Origin of the sequence: Streptomyces termitum (assembly GCF_014650175.1) — a bacterium.
Classification (GTDB): Bacteria; Actinomycetota; Actinomycetes; order Streptomycetales; family Streptomycetaceae; genus Streptomyces; species Streptomyces termitum.
Genome location: NZ_BMUL01000012.1, coordinates 13998 through 29978 on the forward strand (window position 1 = coordinate 13998; position 15981 = coordinate 29978).

The window sequence follows — 15981 nt, forward strand, 5'->3', positions numbered from 1 at the left end:
ACATGACGGGAGCCCCGGGCGGATCGCCCGGGGCTCCTGTACGTCGCCGAGCGCCGCGGCTCAGTCCTTGGTGAGGGTGAAGGACGCCGGGAGCACCTTCGCGCCGGAGACCGTCGCCTCCACCACGTAGGTGCCGGGGCCGGGCCGGTCCGCCGGGGTGGTGGCGCAGCCCGGGACGCTGCGCCGCAGGTCCCACTCCACGGCGTGGGTGACCGTGGTGCGCGCGGGGATCCGGAGCAGGACGGGGGCGCCGGGGCCGGGGCAGTCGTCGGTGGACCAGAGCCGCTCGTTGCGGGAGTCGCGGACGGTGAGGACCGCGGCGCGGGGGCCGAGGTCGGCCTTGCAGTCGGTGGCCGAGGTGTTCCGCACGAGGAGGTCGAAGCGGGGCTTCTCGCCGGGCGCGTAGCCGACCTGGGGGGTGCGGAGCGTCAACAGGAGGCTTCCGGAGGGGCAGTTCGGGAGCGGGGAGCCGGCCGGGACGCGCTGCCCGGCACCGGTGCCCGCGCCGCCGTCGGCGCCCGCGCCGTCGGTGTCGCCGTTCTTCCCGGCCGTACCGGAGCCGGAACCGTCCGCGCCCGTACCGGAACCGGTCGCGCCGTCCGCGCCGGAGGAGCCGTCGCCCGCGCCCGTACCGGAACCGCCGTCCCCACCCGTACCGTTATCGCCTGATTCGCCCGAATCATCCGACTCGTCGCGTCCGCCGGGCTGTTGGCTGATCGCCGGGCCGGTGCCGGAGGGGCCGGGGGTGATGGAGGGCGGCGCGGAGGACGAGCCGTTCGCGGCGTCGCCCGGTCGCTTCCCGTCCTCGCCGCCGGAGACGAGGAACCACACGGTGAGGAGGGCCAGGAGCGCCATCAGGCACAGCGCGACCGCCCTCCGTCGCCAGTAGATGGTGGAGGGAAGCGGCCCGACCGGATTGCGCAAAGATCCCACGACCGAACCTTACGAGAGATCCGGCCCAACTCCCGCCCCACCCGCCGCCCGAGAGCCCAAGTTTTGCCGATGATCACATCCGCGGGCCGCTTTCCCGTACCCTGCGTGACGGCCGGAACTCCCGCGCCCCGGCCGGTGATCGGCCGCCGCCCCGGGCATCCCCCACTTTCGTCAGGGGTCGGATCGTCCCTTGGCCCGGGGCACGGCGCCCCGGATTCCGGTTAGCGTCATGCACCATGGACAACCTCCTCGACCTCTCCGACCGTCTCTACGTCGACGTGCTCGACTTCGCGCACTCCACACCCGGCTGGTTCCAGTGGCTCGCCGAGGTCTGGACGGAGCTCGGGCTGCTGCTGTTCGGCGCCCTGTTCCTGGCCGGATGGTGGCGGTCGCGGAACGGTTCGAGCACCGCCATGGCCCTGGCGTTCCTCGCCCCGCTCGCCACCGCCTTCGGCTACCTGGTCAGCGAGGCCCTGAAGTCCCTGGTCGACGAGGAACGGCCGTGCCGGGCGGTCGCCGGGGCGCCCGCCTCGCTGATCCAGTGCCCGCCGCACGGCGACTGGTCCTTCCCCAGCAACCACGCGGCCATCGCCGGCGCCGCCGCCGTCGCGCTCGCCCTCTCCTGGCGCGGGATCGCCCTGCTGACCGTGCCCATGGCGATCCTGATGGCCTTCTCCCGCGTCTTCGTCGGCGTCCACTACCCGCACGACGTGACCGTGGGCCTGCTCCTCGGCGGCGCGGCCGCCTTCCTCTTCGTCCGGATCGGCCGCAAGCCGATGCTGGCCCTGGTGGAGACGGCCAGGTCCAGCCGGAGCGCGGCCGTCGTCTGGTGCGCGGGACACGGCTCCGCGACCCCCGCGGACGCCTCCGCGCGCCCCGCGCGCCGGGCGCGGGCCCGCCACGGCGCGCGCTGATCGCTCCCGGGACGTGCCAGGATCGGGGGTGCCATGACTTCCACCGATGCCCCCTCCTTCCCGCCCGTCCCGTCCGCCGGGACCGGCCACGCCCCCGGTGCCGCCGAGCCGGCCGAGCTGCACGGCCCGGTCCTCGCCTGGTTCGACCGGCACGCCCGCGACCTCCCCTGGCGCCGCCCCGAGGCCGGCGCCTGGGGGGTCATGGTCAGCGAGTTCATGCTCCAGCAGACCCCCGTCGTCCGGGTGCTCCCGGTGTACGAGCAGTGGCTGGCGCGCTGGCCGCGCCCGGCCGACCTGGCCGCCGAGCCGCCCGGCGAGGCCGTCCGCGCCTGGGGCCGGCTCGGCTACCCCCGCCGGGCGCTGCGGCTGCACGCGGCGGCCGTGGCGATAAGGGACCGCCACCAGGGCGACGTGCCGAGCGACCACGCGCAGCTCCTCGCCCTCCCCGGCATCGGCGAGTACACCGCCGCGGCCGTCGCCTCCTTCGCGTACGGACAGCGCCACGCGGTCCTCGACACCAACGTCCGCCGGGTCTTCGCCCGCGCCGCGACCGGCGTCCAGTACCCGCCGAACGCCACCACCGCGGCCGAGCGGCGGCTGGCCCGGGAGCTGCTCCCCGACGACGAGGCGACCGCGGCCCGCTGGGCCGCCGCCTCGATGGAGCTCGGCGCCCTGGTCTGCACGGCGAAGAACGAGGACTGCGGGCGCTGCCCGATCGCGGACCGGTGCGGCTGGCTGCTCGCGGGCAAGCCCCCGCACGACGGGCCGCCGCGCCGGGGCCAGAGCTACGCCGGGACCGACCGCCAGGTCCGCGGCCGGCTCCTCGCCGTCCTGCGCGACGCCCCCGGGCCGGTCCCCCAGGCCGCCCTGGACGCCGTCTGGGACGAGCCGGTGCAGCGCGGCCGGGCCCTGGACGGCCTGGTCTCGGACGGCCTGGTGGAGCCGCTGGACGGCGGCCGCTACCGGCTGCCCCTGACCTGACCGGCCCGCACCCGGCACCCGTGCGGGGAGAGCCTCCCCCCGCGCGCGTGGTGCGCTGTTACACAACCGATGGGCAGCCGTGCGCCCACCGACGGCTGCCCCGCACACCCCCGTGACAAGCGCTCCGTAGCGTCAGCGTCGACACGGAGAACAAGCAGGTCAACGGGGATGCGGAGGCGGCGGGATGAGCCAGGGCGAGGTGCTCGACTTCGAGGAGTACGTCCGCACACGGCAGGACGCGCTGCTGCGCAGCGCCCGCCGTCTCGTCCCGGACCCGGTGGACGCGCAGGACCTCCTCCAGACCGCCCTGGTCCGCACGTACGGCCGCTGGGACGGCATCGCGGACAAGTCGCTGGCCGACGCCTACCTGCGCCGGGTCATGATCAACACGCGGACCGAGTGGTGGCGGGCCCGTCGCCTGGAGGAGGTCCCCACCGAGCAGCTGCCCGACGCGAGCGTCGACGACCCGACCGAGCAGCACGCCGACCGCGCCCTCCTCATGGACATCCTGCGGGTCCTCGCCCCCAAGCAGCGCAGCGTCGTCGTGCTGCGGCACTGGGAGCAGATGAGCACGGAGGAGACCGCCGCCGCCCTCGGCATGTCGACGGGTACGGTGAAGTCGACGCTCCACCGCGCGCTCGCCCGGCTCCGCCAGGAGCTGGAGAGCCGCGACCTGGACGCCCGCTCCCTCGGGCGGACCGGGGAGCGGACCGGAGGACAGCGGTCGGCAGCTGCGGCCGTGCGAGGTGACGGAGGGGGACGCGAGCGGTGCGCGGCCTAGACGAGGGCGACGCCGCCGGCAGAGCCGGCGGCGGGAGCCACGGGGGGACCGGCATGCCCGGCCCCGTCCGGACGGCGCCGCCGCGGGCGGGCGGCCCCCGGGTGGCGGGCGTCGCGGCGGTGGCCGGGCTGGCCGCCGCCGGCCTGTTCATGGCCGCGTGCTCCACCGGCGGGACGGGCTCGCGCGACGAGGGCGCGGCCCGCCCCGACGCGTCCGCCGCGACCGTGCCCACCCCGCCCGCCGCCGCGCCCGCCTCCCCCCGGGAGAAGGAGGGCGCCCGGGTGGACCCGATCGCGCTCCTGAAGGCCGACCCGAAGATCGACGACCGGGTGAAGGACGACCTGAAGCCCTGCGTGGCCGACGCGTACCCGGTGGACACCTCGTACGGCAACCTCACCGGCGGCGCCGAGCCCGACGTCGTGGTCAACGTGATGACCTGCGGCGACGCGGTCGGCATCGGCACCTACGTCTACCGCAGGGCGCCCGCCGGGAGCGGCACCGGCGGCACCGGCTACGAGAACGTCTTCACCGCCGAGGACGCGGCCGTGTACGGCACCATCGACCGCGGCGACCTGATCGTGACGAAGCAGGTGTACGCGAAGGGCGACTCGGTCGCCTACCCGTCGGGCGAGGACGTGCTCACGTACCGCTGGGCGGGGACCCGCTTCACCCAGCACGACCTGGTGCACAACGAGTACAGCCGGGCGGTCGGCGAGGAGGAGCCCACCGCGGAGGCGGAGCCCGTACCGCGCCCGTCCGTCCCGGTCGGCTGAGCCCGCCCCGTACCGCCGCACCCCTCCCCCGCCGAAGGACCCCCCACCGAAGGACGCGCCCGATGGCCGAGACCCATGTCCTGTTCGTCGAGGACGACGACGTCATCCGCGAAGCCACCCAGCTCGCCCTGGAGCGGGACGGCTTCCGGGTGACCGCGATGCCCGACGGGCTCTCCGGGCTGGACGCCTTCCGCGCCCACCGGCCGGACATCGCGCTGCTCGACGTGATGCTGCCGGGCATGGACGGGGTGAGCCTGTGCCGCCGCATCCGCGACGAGTCGACCGTGCCGGTGATCATGCTGTCGGCGCGGGCCGACTCCATCGACGTCGTCCTCGGCCTGGAGGCCGGGGCCGACGACTACGTCACCAAGCCCTTCGACGGCTCCGTGCTGATGGCCCGCATCCGGGCCGTGCTGCGCCGCTTCGGCAACGCCGGCGGCGGCGCGGGCGACGGCCGGGAGGCGCCGGCCGCCGACGGGCCGCTGGTCTTCGGCGGCGGCGACCTGGAGGTGGACACCGAGGGCATGGAGGTCCGCCGGGGCGGCGCGCCGGTCGCCCTGACCCCGACCGAGATGCGGCTCCTCCTGGAGTTCTCCTCCGCGCCGAACACGGTGCTCTCCCGCGACAAGCTCCTGGAGCGGGTCTGGGACTACGGCTGGGGCGGCGACACCCGCGTCGTCGACGTCCACGTGCAGCGGCTGCGGGCCAAGATCGGCCAGGACCGGATCGAGACGGTCCGCGGCTTCGGCTACAAGCTCAGGGGCTGACGGGTGCGAGGTCTCCCGCTGCGGACCGGGATCCGCTGGAAGATCGCCGTCGCCATCGCGGCGGTCGGCGCCTTCATCGCGGTCACGCTCAGCGTGATCGTGCACAACGCCGCGCGCATCTCCATGCTGGACAACGCGCGCGAGGTGCAGATGGAGCGGCTCCTCTTCGCCCAGCGGCTGTACGAGACCTCCAAGCCGAAGGAGCCCCGCTTCGGCGCCAAGATCAACGACCCGTCGCTGCCCGGCCAGCTCGACCAGCTGATGCGGGACCAGCGGCGGGGCACGTACGTGCAGGAACACCGGCACGGCGGGCCACCGGACGTCTGGGCGGCGGTCCCGCTGGCCAACGGCGACGTGCTCTCCCTCCACATCCCCTTCGCCGACCGCAGCGCCACGATCATGAAGGACCTCGACCGGGCGCTGGTCATCGGCTCGGTCTCGGTCGTCTTCGCCGGCTGCGCCAGCGGCGTCCTCATCGGCGGGCAGATCTCCCGGCGGCTGCGGCGGGCCGCGGCGGCGGCCGGGCGGGTCGCGCAGGGCAACGGCGAGGTGCGGGTCCGGGAGGCCGTCGGCGGCTTCGTCCGGGACGAGACCGACGACCTGGCGTGGGCGATCGACTCCCTCACCGACGCCCTGAACGAGCGGATCGAGGCCGAGCGGCGGGTCACCGCCGACATCGCGCACGAGCTGCGCACCCCGGTGACCGGGCTGCTCACCGCCGCCGAGCTGCTGCCGCCGGGCCGGCCGACCGAGCTGGTGCGGGACCGGGCGCAGGCGATGCGGACGCTGGTCGAGGACGTGCTGGAGGTGGCCCGGCTCGACGGGGCCTCCGAGCGGGCCGAGCTCCAGGAGATCGCGCTCGGCGAGTTCGTGGACCGGCGGGTGCGGTCGATGTTCCCGGACGCGGAGGTCCGGGTGGTGCACGAGTCGTGGGTCGCCACCGACCCGCGCCGCCTGGAGCGCATCCTCGGCAACCTGCTGGCCAACGCGGCCAAGCACGGCAGGGGCCCGGTCGAGGTCGCCGTCGAGGGCCGGGTGGTGCGGGTCAGGGACCACGGCCCCGGCTTCCCCGAGGCACTGCTCCGGGACGGCCCCAGCCGCTTCCGCACCGGCACCAGCGACCGCGCGGGCCAGGGCCACGGCCTGGGCCTGACGATCGCCTCCGGGCAGGCCCGGGTCCTCGGCGCCCGGCTGACCTTCCGCAACGTGGCCTCGGAGGGCGCGCCGGAGGGCGTCGGCGGGGCGGTCGCGGTGCTGTGGCTGCCGGACCACGCGCCGACGAACACGGGCAGCTTCCCGATCCTCCGGGTCGCGGACTGACGGTCCCGGTCCCTCCCCGCACGCGCACGCGCGCGGGAAGCCGTTTTCCGGTCGTACGCGCGCGGGGGGCCGTTTTCGGGTCGTACGCGCGCGGGGGCCGTTTTCGGGTCGTACGCGCGCGGGGCCGGGTTCCCGGATCAGGAACCCGGCCCCGCGCGGACGTACCGCCGTCCCGGATCAGACCGTCTCGGCGACCTTCGGGGTGTCGTCGCCGGAGGACGCCTTCGGGGCGGCCGGTCCGGCGCCGCGCAGCGCCACCTCCTTGACGAAGAAGGCGAGGACGAAGCCGAGGACCGCGATCGCCGAGCCGAGCAGGAAGGCGGAGTGGGTGCCGGCCGCGACCGCGTGCTGGTACGCCTCGCGCAGCGCCTCCGGCAGCTTGGCCAGGCTCGCCGCGTCGAGCTGGGCGGTCCGCTCGGTGAGGGCGGAGCCGCCGCGGGCGGCCATCTCGTCCTTCACCCGGGAGGTGAAGAGGGCGCCCATGACGGCGACGCCGAAGGAGGAGCCGAGGGTCCGGAAGAGGGTGGTGGAGCTGGAGGCCACGCCCATGTCCCGCATCTCGACGCTGTTCTGCGCGACGAGCATGGTGATCTGCATCAGGAAGCCCATGCCGGCGCCGAGGACGGCCATGTACACGCCGGAGACCAGGCGGCCGGTGCCGGTGTCCATGGTGGAGAGCAGGAAGAGGCCGGCGATCATCAGCGCGCCGCCGGCGATGGGGAAGACCTTGTACTTGCCGGTGCTGGTGGTGAAGCGGCCGACGACCAGCGAGACGACCATCATCGACAGCAGCATCGGCAGGAGGAGCAGGCCGGAGTTGGTGGCCGAGGCGCCCTGCACGGACTGCTGGAAGATCGGCAGGTAGAGGACCGCGCCGAACATCACGAAGCCGGTGACGAAGCCGATCAGGGACATCAGGGTGAAGTTGCGGCTGCGGAAGATGTGCAGCGGCACGATCGGGTCGCTCGCGCGGGTCTCCACGTACAGGAAGGCGGCGAGCGCGGCGAGGCCGCCGGTGGAGAGGCCGACGATGGTGGCCGAGCCCCAGGCGTACTCGGTGCCGCCCCAGGTGGTGACGAGGACGATCGCGGTGATGCCGACGGTCAGCAGCGCGGCGCCGAGGAAGTCGATCCGGGTGCCGGCGGCCCGCTCCTTGCGCGGCAGGTGGAGGACCGTGGTGATCATGGCGAGGGCGACGGCGCCCAGCGGCAGGTTGATGTAGAAGGACCAGCGCCAGCCCCAGTGGTCGGTGATGGTGCCGCCGACCAGCGGGCCGCCGATCATGGCGAGGGCCATCACGCCGGCCATCATGCCTTGGTACTTGCCCCGCTCGCGGGGCGGGATGAGGTCGCCGATGATGGCCATGACGCCGACCATGAGGCCGCCGGCGCCGAGGCCCTGGACCGTGCGGAAGCCGATGAGCTGGCCCATGTCCTGGGCCATGCCGCTGAGCGCGGAGCCGATCAGGAAGATCACGATCGAGGTGAGGAAGACGCCCTTGCGGCCGTACATGTCGCCGACCTTGCCCCAGATGGGGGTGGAGGCGGCGGTGGCCAGGGTGTAGGCGGTGACGACCCAGGAGAGGTGCTCCAGGCCGCCCAGCTCGCCGACGATCGTCGGCATCGCGGTGCCGATGATCATGTTGTCCAGCATCGCGAGGAGCATCGCGATCATGAGGGCGAGGAGGACGACGCGCACGCTGCGCGGTGCGGCGTCCGCCCCCTCCCGGCCCTGCTCCGTCGTGTCGGTCGTCTCGGTGGCCATCGCCCGTCCATCCCCTTACTTGCCGCCCGGCTAGTTACTACACTGGGGAAAGTAGAGCCGTCACTTGCCGGTCGTCAAGTAAGTTTTTCGGAAAGTGGGAGTGAACAGGCATGGCCCGAGGCAACACCCGCCAGCGCATCCAGGACGTGGCTCTCGAACTCTTCGCCGAGCAGGGCTACGAGAAGACCTCGCTGCGGGAGATCGCGGAACGGCTCGACGTCACCAAGGCCGCGCTCTACTACCACTTCAAGACCAAGGAGGACATCCTCGTCGGCATCTTCGAGGACCTCACCCGGCCCGTGGACGAGCTGATGGCCTGGGCGCAGGAGCAGCCGCCGACCCTGGAGACCCGGCGCGAGGTGCTGCGCCGCTACCAGGCGGCGCTGCGGGGGGCGGCCCCGCTGTTCCGCTTCATGCAGGAGAACCAGGCGACGGTCCGCGAGCTGAGCGTCGGGCACACGCTCAAGGAGCGGATGTTCACCCTGACCGGGCTGATCCAGGACGAGGACTTCGCCGTGGCGGACAAGGTCCGGTGCGTGAGTGCGATCTTCACCCTGCACGCGGGGGCCTTCTTCCTCCAGAGCGTCGAGGGCGACCCCGAGGAGAAGCACGCGGCCACCCTCGAAGTCGCCCTCGACCTGCTGGACCGGGCCCACGAGGGGCACTGAGTCCGGACGGGTCCGGATGCGGCGGACGGATCAGATGAAGACGCCGTGCGCGCGCAGGAACGCGGCCGGGTTCAGGGCCGAGCCGTAGTTCGGGGTCGTACGGATCTCGAAGTGCAGGTGCGGGCCGGAGGAGTTGCCGGTGTTGCCCGAGAGGGCGATCTGCTGGCCGGCGGCGACCTTCTGGCCGATGCGGACCTTGATCTTCGACAGGTGGGCGTACTGCGAGTAGCGGCCGTTGGCGTGCTTGACCACGATCGCGTTGCCGTAGGCGGGGCCGTCGCCGCCGCCGTACGGGCCGGCCTTCACGACGGTGCCGGCCGCGGCGGCGCGGACCGAGGTGCCGACCGGGACGGCGAAGTCCTGGCCGGAGTGCTTGTGGGCCCACATGGCGCCGCCCTGGTTGTAGCTGGCGCTGAGGGCGTAGGAGGAGACCGGCTTGACCCAGCCGGTGGCCTTCTTGACCGCGGCCGGCTTGGCGACGGCCTTCTTCGCCGCGGCCTTCACCTGGGCGGTCTTCGCGGCCTGCGCCTTCACGGCGGCCTGGGCCTTGGCGGCCTGGGCGGCCTGCGTCTGGGCCTGCACCTTGACGGCGGCGGCCGCGGTGACGGCGACCGGAGCGGCCTTGCTCTCGGCGGCGAAGGCGGAACCGGCGCCGGCGACCAGCGACGCTCCCAGGCCGGTGACGACGAGGGCGACGGCGGCGGTGCGGACGGTGGGGTTCGTGACGCGCTTCGACATGCGGGGGAGACCTCCGGACGGAACGGACCGGACGCGAACGGTGCGTTGCGCCGGGTTGGCCGTTCTTTGGTAACCCGCCCCCCAGGACATCCCAAAACACCCCATCTACGACAGAAGGTCGTAGCGATCTCCCCCAGCCCTCCAGCCTTGACACCCTCGAACCCTGCCCTGCAAATCGGACATATCTACCCAAGAGTTCGGGTTTACACGCACGTCGCCGGGATCGCGCGAGCCCCGGGGGCGGCCCCGCCCCGCACTCCGGGCCGCCCGGGGCCGGGAAAGCGACCGTCGCCGCATAAACATCCCATTCGCCCGATATAAGAACTACGACCCTGTCTAGTACCCCTCGAAACGCTTGTGCGCCTTGTCACCGCGCCCCGCCCCGCGATGGGAGCCAGGTCACCCGATCCGGGACCCCCGCACCCCCTCCCGCACTACGCTGACCCCCTCGGCATCCAACGGGGGGACACACGTGGAACCGACCGTCCTCGGCGCCCGCATCGCATCCGCCGCGATCGGCCCGATCCTCAAGAAACTGCTGGTCAGCGAAGTGCCGGGAGCGGGCCTCACCGGCGCCGCCCGCCCCGTACGGCTCTCCGCCCTCCTCTCCTTCCGCCGCGAGCCGCCCGCCCTCGCCGAGAAGGACGTCCGCCGGCTCGCCGCCACCCTCGTCGACCGCACCTGCGAAGGCCCCGGCGAACCCCTCTTCCCCGCCGACGAGACCGAGGCCGTCACCGACGCCCTCGCCGCCACCCTGCTCGCCCTCGGCGAGCTGGACATGGACGACGCCCAGGCCGTCCACTTCGGCCCCCGCGCCCTCGCCGACCGGCTGCGCTCCGCCGCCCCCGCCCCCGACGGCCTCTCCGGCGACTCCCTCCACTACCTGGAGACCGCCGTCGAGGAGTCCTGCCGCCACCTCCTCGACCACTTCACCCGCCGCCCCTCCTTCGTCCCCCGCACCCTCGTCGAGCAGTCCCGGCGCCAGGCCGACCTGGCCGCCGCGGTCGGCGGGCTGGCGGCGGCCCACCCCGGCACCCCCGTCCGGGACGCGGAGTTCGAGCGCCGCTACCTGGCCCACCTGACGCGGCGGCACGGCCGCCTCACCCTCTACGGCGTCGACCTCCAGAACCCCGAGGAGGAGTGGCCGCTCGACGTCGCCTACCTCTCCCTGGAGGCGACGGGCGAGCCCCGCGGCCCCCACGCCGACCCCCAGGACCGCCCCTCCCTCCGCGCCGACCTGGCCCCCGCCGCCCACGACCGCGTCCTCCTCCGGGGCCAGGCGGGCTCCGGCAAGACGACCCTCGTCCAGTGGCTGACGGTCTCCGCCTGCTCCCCCGCCACCGCCCCCGGGACGGCGTACCTGCGCGGACGCGTCCCCTTCGTCCTGCCGCTGCGCGCCCTCGCCCGGCACGGCGAGCGCCTCCCCGACGCCGAGCGCCTCCTCGCCGCCGCCGGCTGCCCGCTCACCCCGCCCCCCGGCTGGGCCGACCGCGTCCTCGCCGCCGGCCGGGGCCTCGTCCTCGTCGACGGCATCGACGAGATCCCCGAGACCGAGCGCGACCGGGCCCGCGACTGGCTGCGCGGCCTGCTCGACGCGTACGGCGACGGCAACCGCTGGCTCGTCACCTCCCGCCCCACCGCCGTCCGCGACGACTGGCTGGCCCGTGACGGCTTCACCGAACTGACCCTCTCCCCCATGTCCCCCGCCGAGGTCGCCACCTTCGTCCGCCGCTGGCACCGCGCGGCCGGCCCCGACGCCGCCCCGTACGAGCAGCGGCTCCTCGACTCCCTCCGCACCGCCGAGCACGTCGCCCAGCTCGCCACCAACCCCCTCATGTGCGGCCTGATCTGCGCCCTCCACCGCGACCGGCGCGGCTACCTCCCGTACGGCCGCAAACCCCTCTACGACGCGGCCCTCTCCATGCTGCTCACCCGCCGCGACCGCGAGCGCGGCATGGGCGCCCCGTACGGGATCACCCTGGAGGAGGCCCCGCAGATCCAGCTCGTGCAGCGCCTGGCGTACTGGCTGACGCTCAACGACCGCTTCGTCATGGACCGCGGGCACGCCGAGTCCCTGGTCGCCGAGGCCCTCCCCGCGCTGGGCCTCCCCGGCCACACCCCGCGCCAGGTCTTCACCCACCTGCTGCACCGCAGCGGCCTGCTGCGCGAGCCCACCGCCGACACCGTCGACTTCGTCCACCGCACCTTCCAGGACCACCTGGCGGCGAAGGCCCTCGTGGACCGCTGGGACATCGGCGTCCTCGTCCGCCACGCGACCGACGACCGCTGGGAGGACGTGCTGCGCATGGCCGTCGGCCACGCCCGCCCCCGCGAGGCCGCGGAGATCCTGCGCGAACTGCTGCGCGCGGCGGACGCCGCCGCCGACCGCCCGGCCCACCTCCGCCTGGTCCTCCTCGCGGCGACCGCCCTGGGCCACGCCACGGAGGTCGCCCAGGAGGTACGGGAGGAGATCACGCGGCGTACGGGGGAGATCATCCCGCCCCGGGACCCGGACGAGGCCCGCGAGCTGGCCTCCGTCGGCCGGATGGTCCTGGACCTGCTGCCGGGCCCGGAGGGGCTGACCGACCGGGAGGCCGAGATGGTGGTGGTCACCGCGAGCCACGTCACGGTCGACGCGGCCGTCCCCTACCTCGCGCGCTTCGCCCGCCACCCGTCCCTCGACGTCCGGGCCCAGCTCGTCTGGGCCTGGCAGCGCTTCGAGCCCCGCCCGTACGCGGAGGAGGTCGTCGCCGCCCTCGACCCGGCGGACCTGCGCTACATCGTCACCGACGACGAGCGGGCGGACGAACTCCTCCGCCTGGGCCTGGCGCCCCGGCTGCTCCAGATCGACGAGCAGGTCGGCGACGCGCGCACGGCGGCGCTGCTGGAGCGCTGCGACCTGACGACGCTGGCCGTCGAACGGTTCCCGCGCGCGGCCCTGCGGCGGCAGGAGGGGCTCGCCTCCCTCTCCCTGATGCTGCCGCCCGGACTGCCGTGGAAGCTCTCCGACCTGCCCCCGGCGCCGCTGCGCGAGCTGTACGTCAGCACCCTCCCCGACGACGGCCTCGACGGCCTCGACCGCTACCCGGACCTGCGCCACCTCGCCGTGTGGCAGCCCGGGGACTACTGGCGGACGCTGGCCGGCCTGACCGGCCTCGTCTCCCTGGCGGTGGAGCCGGACGTGCTCCGCTCCTGCCCGCCCGGGGTCGTCCTGCCGTCGGTGACGACCCTCCACCTCCGCCAGGTGCCCACCTGGATCCCCCTGGAGCGGATCTTCCCCCGGCTCCGGAAGGTCGTCGGGCTCCGCTCGCCGCTCCCGGGCGCCGAGCACCTACCCCCGCACGTGGAGGTCGTGGAGCGCTGAGGAGCCGGAAACCGGAAAAAGGGGCGGCCCCGGAACCACCAGGTTCCGGGGCCGCCCCTTCGGTGCGGCTGCCGCTTACGCGTCCTTCGACAGGTTCGGGCCCGCCTCGCCCGCCGCGACCGGCGGGGCGTCCGGCAGGGCCGACTTCTCCTCGCCACGGAAGGTGAACTTCCGCTCCTCGCCGTCGCCCTCCGTGTCCACGACCACGATGTGGCCGGGGCGGAGGTCGCCGAAGAGGATCTTCTCGGACAGCGTGTCCTCGATCTCGCGCTGGATCGTCCGGCGGAGCGGGCGGGCGCCCAGGACCGGGTCGTAGCCCTTCTTCGCCAGGAGCTCCTTCGCGGACTGGGAGAGCTCGATGCCCATGTCCCGGTCCTTCAGGCGCTCGTCCACGCGGCCGATCATCAGGTCGACGATCTGGAGGATGTCGTCCTGGGTCAGCTGCGGGAAGACGATGATGTCGTCGACGCGGTTGAGGAACTCGGGGCGGAAGTGCTGCTTCAGCTCCTCGCTGACCTTCGCCTTCATCCGCTCGTAGTTGGACTTCGTGTCGCCCTGGGCCGCGAAGCCCAGGTTGAAGCCCTTCGAGATGTCCCTGGTCCCGAGGTTGGTCGTCATGATGATGACCGTGTTCTTGAAGTCCACGACCCGGCCCTGGGAGTCGGTCAGGCGACCGTCCTCCAGGATCTGGAGCAGGGAATTGAAGATATCGGGGTGGGCCTTCTCGACCTCGTCGAAGAGGACGACGGAGAACGGCTTGCGGCGCACCTTCTCGGTGAGCTGGCCGCCCTCTTCGTAGCCGACGTATCCGGGCGGCGAACCGAAGAGGCGGGAAACCGTGTGCTTCTCGCTGAACTCCGACATGTCGAGGGAGATCATCGCGTCCTCGTCGCCGAAGAGGAATTCGGCGAGCGCCTTGGACAGCTCGGTCTTACCGACGCCGGACGGACCGGCGAAGATGAACGAGCCGCCGGGACGCTTCGGGTCCTTCAGGCCGGCCCGCGTGCGGCGGATCGCCCGCGAGAGGCCCTTGACGGCGTCCTTCTGGCCGATGACGCGCTTGTGGAGCTCGTCCTCCATGCGGAGCAGGCGCGAGGACTCCTCCTCGGTCAGCTTGAAGACCGGGATGCCGGTGGCGGTCGCGAGGACCTCGGCGATCAGCTCGCCGTCGACCTCGGCGACGACGTCCATGTCGCCGGCCTTCCACTCCTTCTCCCGCTTGGCCTTCGCGGCAAGGAGCTGCTTCTCCTTGTCGCGCAGGGAGGCGGCCTTCTCGAAGTCCTGCGAGTCGATCGCGGACTCCTTGTCCCGGCGGACGTCGGCGATCTTCTCGTCGAACTCGCGGAGGTCCGGCGGCGCGGTCATCCGGCGGATGCGCATCCGGGAGCCGGCCTCGTCGATCAGGTCGATCGCCTTGTCCGGGAGGAAGCGGTCCGAGATGTACCGGTCGGCCAGGGTCGCGGCCTGGACGAGGGCCTCGTCGGTGATGGAGACGCGGTGGTGCGCCTCGTACCGGTCGCGCAGGCCCTTGAGGATCTCGATGGTGTGCGGCAGCGACGGCTCCGCGACCTGGATGGGCTGGAAGCGGCGCTCCAGCGCGGCGTCCTTCTCCAGGTACTTGCGGTACTCGTCGAGCGTGGTGGCACCGATGGTCTGGAGCTCACCGCGGGCCAGCATCGGCTTGAGGATGCTGGCGGCGTCGATCGCGCCCTCGGCGGCGCCCGCACCCACGAGGGTGTGGAGCTCGTCGATGAACAGGATGATGTCGCCGCGGGTGCGGATCTCCTTGAGGACCTTCTTCAGGCGCTCCTCGAAGTCACCGCGGTAGCGGGAGCCGGCGACCAGGGCGCCGAGGTCCAGGGTGTAGAGGTGCTTGTCCTTGAGGGTCTCGGGCACCTCGCCCTTGACGATGGCCTGGGCCAGACCCTCGACGACGGCGGTCTTGCCGACGCCGGGCTCGCCGATGAGGACCGGGTTGTTCTTGGTGCGGCGGGACAGCACCTGCATGACCCGCTCGATCTCCTTCTCGCGCCCGATGACCGGGTCGAGCTTGGACTCGCGGGCCGCCTGGGTGAGGTTGCGGCCGAACTGGTCGAGGACCAGGGACGTCGAGGGGGTGCCCTCAGCAGGACCGCCGGCGGTGGCGGCTTCCTTGCCCTGGTAGCCGGAGAGCAGCTGGATGACCTGCTGCCGCACCCGGTTGAGATCGGCGCCCAGCTTCACGAGGACCTGGGCGGCGACGCCCTCGCCCTCGCGGATCAGGCCGAGCAGGATGTGCTCGGTGCCGATGTAGTTGTGGCCGAGCTGGAGGGCCTCGCGGAGCGAGAGCTCCAGGACCTTCTTGGCACGAGGGGTGAAGGGGATGTGACCGGACGGGGCCTGCTGGCCCTGGCCGATGATCTCCTCCACCTGCTGGCGGACCGCCTCGAGCGAAATCCCGAGGCTCTCCAGGGCCTTAGCGGCGACACCCTCACCCTCGTGGATAAGGCCCAGAAGGATGTGCTCGGTGCCGATGTAGTTGTGGTTGAGCATCCGGGCTTCTTCCTGAGCCAGGACGACAACCCGCCGCGCGCGGTCGGTGAACCTCTCGAACATCGTTAATCGCTCCTCAGAGCGGTCAGTCAGTTAGGGGTCGATCCCCTCCCTGTCCTTCCGCAGCTTAGTCCCGCAAGCGGGGACCGCTCATTCCAACTGCCGACATCCGTCCGGATCACCCCCTTGTCCGCGGGGCGGTCCGCTGCCGAACAGTCGACAAATGCTCCAACTCGATGGTGCGAGACGATGTTCCCGCAGGCCAAGTAGTTACCCCCGCCTTGAGTACGCCTTCGGCGAACGTGAGACGGTCCGGCCGGACGAGTCACCCCTCTCCACTAGGAATGTCTTACCCGTATGGTCCGACAGTCCATGCGGCGCACCCGGGGTCCCTCCGCTACCAGCGAACACGTTCGCGTCGTCGAATGCGCGCGTACGCCTCATTA

12 protein-coding genes are annotated in these 15981 nt (G+C 73.0%); 8 read left to right on the forward strand and 4 right to left on the reverse strand.

The window, feature by feature from the left end:
• Positions 1-60 precede the first annotated feature (60 nt).
• Complete coding sequence (locus IE219_RS21955; protein WP_189980081.1) at positions 61-933, reverse strand: hypothetical protein; 873 nt, start codon at positions 931-933, stop codon at positions 61-63.
• A 236-nt stretch (positions 934-1169) separates the two neighbouring features.
• On the opposite strand from IE219_RS21955, the gene IE219_RS21960 reads away from it, so the two are divergent.
• The 6 genes from IE219_RS21960 (at position 1170) to cseC (ending at position 6469) form a co-directional block, all read left to right on the forward strand.
• Entirely contained in the window at positions 1170-1847 is a 678-nt protein-coding gene (locus IE219_RS21960; RefSeq protein WP_189980083.1) for a phosphatase PAP2 family protein, read from the forward strand.
• A 33-nt stretch (positions 1848-1880) separates the two neighbouring features.
• The gene (locus IE219_RS21965; protein WP_229849935.1) at positions 1881-2828 is read left to right on the forward strand and encodes an iron-sulfur binding domain-containing protein; all 948 of its coding nucleotides are present in this window, start codon (positions 1881-1883) and stop codon (positions 2826-2828) included.
• A 184-nt stretch (positions 2829-3012) separates the two neighbouring features.
• Positions 3013-3609 carry a SigE family RNA polymerase sigma factor gene (locus tag IE219_RS21970; protein ID WP_189980085.1) on the forward strand — a complete coding sequence of 199 codons (597 nt, stop codon included), beginning with the start codon at positions 3013-3015 and terminating at the stop codon, positions 3607-3609.
• Positions 3597-4382 (forward strand): hypothetical protein, encoded by a 786-nt coding sequence (locus tag IE219_RS21975; RefSeq protein WP_189980086.1) that lies wholly within the window; start codon positions 3597-3599, stop codon positions 4380-4382. The genes IE219_RS21970 and IE219_RS21975 overlap by 13 nt, the downstream gene beginning before the upstream one ends.
• A 62-nt stretch (positions 4383-4444) precedes the next feature.
• The gene (cseB, locus tag IE219_RS21980) at positions 4445-5149 is read left to right on the forward strand and encodes a two-component system response regulator CseB (protein ID WP_189980088.1); all 705 of its coding nucleotides are present in this window, start codon (positions 4445-4447) and stop codon (positions 5147-5149) included.
• Positions 5150-5152: 3 nt separating this feature from the next.
• Entirely contained in the window at positions 5153-6469 is a 1317-nt protein-coding gene (gene cseC, locus IE219_RS21985; RefSeq protein WP_189980090.1) for a two-component system sensor histidine kinase CseC, read from the forward strand.
• A 177-nt stretch (positions 6470-6646) separates the two neighbouring features.
• Here cseC and IE219_RS21990 read toward each other — a convergent pair whose 3' ends face one another.
• Positions 6647-8233: an MDR family MFS transporter gene (locus IE219_RS21990; RefSeq protein WP_189980092.1), complete on the reverse strand. Its 1587-nt coding sequence runs from the start codon at positions 8231-8233 to the stop codon at positions 6647-6649.
• Positions 8234-8343: 110 nt separating this feature from the next.
• On the opposite strand from IE219_RS21990, the gene IE219_RS21995 reads away from it, so the two are divergent.
• Entirely contained in the window at positions 8344-8901 is a 558-nt protein-coding gene (locus IE219_RS21995; RefSeq protein ID WP_189980094.1) for a TetR/AcrR family transcriptional regulator, read from the forward strand.
• 30 nt (positions 8902-8931) lie between these two features.
• On the opposite strand, the gene IE219_RS22000 is transcribed toward IE219_RS21995, so the two are convergent.
• Positions 8932-9639: a M23 family metallopeptidase gene (locus tag IE219_RS22000; protein WP_189980096.1), complete on the reverse strand. Its 708-nt coding sequence runs from the start codon at positions 9637-9639 to the stop codon at positions 8932-8934.
• A gap of 472 nt (positions 9640-10111) precedes the next feature.
• On the opposite strand from IE219_RS22000, the gene IE219_RS22005 reads away from it, so the two are divergent.
• Positions 10112-13003: an NACHT domain-containing protein gene (locus IE219_RS22005; protein WP_189980098.1), complete on the forward strand. Its 2892-nt coding sequence runs from the start codon at positions 10112-10114 to the stop codon at positions 13001-13003.
• A 75-nt stretch (positions 13004-13078) separates the two neighbouring features.
• Here the strand turns inward: IE219_RS22005 and IE219_RS22010 are convergent, their stop codons facing one another.
• Positions 13079-15598, reverse strand: a complete 2520-nt coding sequence (locus tag IE219_RS22010) for an ATP-dependent Clp protease ATP-binding subunit (RefSeq protein WP_189980100.1) — start codon at positions 15596-15598, stop codon at positions 13079-13081.
• Between the last annotated feature and the right edge of the window lie 383 nt (positions 15599-15981).